This window comes from Deltaproteobacteria bacterium, from assembly GCA_003194485.1.
Taxonomy (GTDB): Bacteria; Desulfobacterota; Dissulfuribacteria; order Dissulfuribacterales; family UBA3076; genus UBA3076.
Genome location: PQXD01000076.1, coordinates 1 through 2,173, shown reverse-complemented (window position 1 = coordinate 2,173; position 2,173 = coordinate 1). Strand labels below are relative to the sequence as shown.

At 49.3% G+C, this 2,173-nt stretch carries 3 protein-coding genes; 1 reads left to right on the top strand and 2 read right to left on the bottom strand.

All coding sequences use genetic code 11. From position 1 onward, the window contains the following. Positions 1-2: 2 nt before the first annotated feature. Positions 3-194 (top strand): hypothetical protein, encoded by a 192-nt coding sequence (locus tag C4B57_12175; protein PXF50355.1) that lies wholly within the window; start codon positions 3-5, stop codon positions 192-194. 32 nt (positions 195-226) lie between these two features. Here C4B57_12175 and C4B57_12170 read toward each other — a convergent pair whose 3' ends face one another. After that, positions 227-1,015 (bottom strand): phosphate ABC transporter permease, encoded by a 789-nt coding sequence (locus tag C4B57_12170; protein PXF50354.1) that lies wholly within the window; start codon positions 1,013-1,015, stop codon positions 227-229. Between the two features lie 124 nt (positions 1,016-1,139). Continuing rightward, positions 1,140-2,042 (bottom strand): hypothetical protein, encoded by a 903-nt coding sequence (locus C4B57_12165; GenBank protein PXF50353.1) that lies wholly within the window; start codon positions 2,040-2,042, stop codon positions 1,140-1,142. Between the last annotated feature and the right edge of the window lie 131 nt (positions 2,043-2,173).

Here is a 2,173-nt window from a genome sequence, read left to right as displayed (position 1 = left end):
CCTTGGAGCGACTTGCGGAAGTCCCGCAGTTTTCCTGGCTTTTGCAGTACGGGAAACCCTGGCTCCGGAGCGCAGCGGAGGAGAACAGGGAGGGTCCCATGCTGCAAAAGTCTCAGAAAACAAGGGATGAGAGCATTGGAGGGACAAGGGATGATTATCCAATAATCAAAGACTATATATCGAAACGGAGCTAACTCAATAGTCATATATTCTAAATGGATGCGCATTAGAGAAAGTCTTCAAAATGAGGTGAGAGCCTGTTAAAGAACAAGCGGGCTAGCAGTAAAAACAAGACGGCTCCTGCAATTTCCGCAGCATCCACCAATCCGAATTGACAATTTTTATAGAGCAGCAGATCGCGTATGCGACCGGTAAAATAGGCCATTGGATTAAGCATGATAACCTGCTGCATGGATGCTGGAACGAGACTGGCAGGATAGAGAATCGGGGTAGCATAAAACCAGATCATAAACACCGGAGAAAGATATTGTCCCGTGTCCTTCAGCAGGACTTGCATTGCAGCTAAAGCAAGCGCCAGGCCGAGGGTAAAGAGAAACTGTACGCCCAGAATAGAAATAACCAGCGGTAACGCCAATAAGTTTATGGCTGAACCAAAAAGAACCAGTGCCAACAGGACAAGTAAGAAGCCGACCAGGTGAACTATATAGGTTGCCGTTACGGCAGAATACACCAGAAGCTCGTGAGGAAACGCCACCTTTTTGACCAGGCTCCCATTGCTCTGTACCGAGACTGTTCCCCGCTGAGTTCCTTCCTGAAAGGCCAGCCACGGCCATAAGGCAAGGGCTAAAAATACGGTGAAATTATGTTCCGCTAGCGCAGGAAATTTTATGCGAAGTATGGTGGCAAATACAAAGGCATAGATTGCCAGCAGTGCCAGCGGATTGAATATCATTGAAAATATGCCGCTTAAACTGCCGACATAGCGATTTTTGATCTCTCTTAAGAGCAGATTCAGAAACAGCCATCGAAATTTCCAGAGTTCAGTCAGTCTCATTTTTGATAACACCACAAAAATGAATTCTGTTTACAAGGCACAAGATGCAAGACTTGGAATTTCTGAGGAATGAAGCATAATCAAAGGCATGCTGAAAGATGAGCAGGGCTGCAAATGAGTTTTTTCAGGGACCCTTTTCCGTATTTTTTGACATCCATTCCGGGTCAAGGTATTTTACGCCCCACTTGTTTTCCAGCTTGCGGCGCAGCCTGGCCTGGGCCGATGCCCTGCGATCCTGTTCCGCCTTTTTCCAGGCAACATCAGCCACCTGCTCATAGGGATCAAGGACCGGTTCCCTCCTGTCTTTCACGAAATAGATAACAAAGGACCTGCCCACACGGACGATGTCACTGATACGGCCCACAGTCAATGCACGCAAGGTCTGCTCAAGCTCCGGCGGATCGATTTTTTCCATGGGAATGAATCCCAGTTCGCCACCGCGGTCACGGCTGAAGCTGTCGTCGGAATACCGGCGTGCCACGTCCCCAAAGGCCATTCCCTCATTGAGGGCCTGTCTGGCAGACTCAATCCGGGCAAGGGCCGATGCCTCATCTCCATTCTTTATCAGGACCTTTATCTGAAAGACGCGCAGCATGAGAGGCGTTGAAAACACCTCGGGGTGGTCTTCATAAAATCTTCGGGCATCCGCCTCTGTCAGGGGAGGAAGCCCGGGAAGAAGGCCCTTCAGCACCCGATGGATATAAACTTCCATTCCTCCTTCTTCTTCCGTTGGTTCCGGAATACCACGATCATGGCCTTCCAGGACAAGCAGGCGGCGCCAGATCATTTCTTCGAGGATTTTTTCAGGCCCGCCGGGGACCTGAAGATAGCTGTTGAAATTGGGCGCCCTTTTGGCGAAGCTTACAAGTTCCTGAAGTGTAATTACATGATCATGAACACGCACAAGTGCGCGGTCTTCATGCATGTCAATGATCCCGGTCCCGGCAGAGATCAGCCGGGCAGATAAGCACAGCATGACCGAGATCAAAACGAATACGTACAATATTTTACTTCTATAGCATAACATGATTTGTAAATATCCGGTGAACCCGTTATATCCTGCCTTGAAGCGGTTACCTTTTTCCGGGTTTCAAAGCTCACTCATCGCAGACCGGAGAGGCAGTGCAATCCGGCCCGCGATCGAAACCCTGCAAAAGG

What these genes read in the sequence shown, in the direction of transcription:
- C4B57_12170 (PXF50354.1), bottom strand. Translation starts at nt 1,015, where the DNA reads ATGAGACTGACTGAACTCTGGAAATTTCGATGGCTGTTTCTGAATCTG.
- C4B57_12165 (PXF50353.1), bottom strand. Translation starts at nt 2,042, where the DNA reads ATGTTATGCTATAGAAGTAAAATATTGTACGTATTCGTTTTGATCTCG.